At 34.8% G+C, this 256-nt stretch carries 1 protein-coding gene; it reads left to right on the top strand.

The genetic code is table 11. The features are described 5' to 3' along the window. On the top strand, positions 1-256 hold a 256-nt coding region (locus CWC14_RS18680; protein WP_138564373.1), incomplete at both ends, for a glycosyltransferase.

Here is a 256-nt window from a genome sequence, read left to right as displayed (position 1 = left end):
CAAAGCTGATTCGGGTAATAAAGCGTGTGTACCTACAAATTTACTTATGCGCTGGAATGATGGAAATTATTTTAAGTGGGTGGATCACAAAAAAAATATTTTTGAAATTTATGAAAAAGCTCATATTATAGTTTTGCCATCTTATAGAGAAGGCATGCCAAAAACACTTATTGAAGCCTGTGCTATGGGAAGAGCAATTATAACAACTGATGCGATAGGATGTCGCGAATGTGTAGATGAGGGTATTAATGGATTA

Source organism: Pseudoalteromonas sp. S3260 (genome assembly GCF_005886925.1).
GTDB lineage: Bacteria > Pseudomonadota > Gammaproteobacteria > Enterobacterales > Alteromonadaceae > Pseudoalteromonas > Pseudoalteromonas tetraodonis.
The sequence above is the reverse complement of the archived record's forward strand: the minus strand, read 5'-3'. Positions and strand labels throughout refer to the sequence as shown.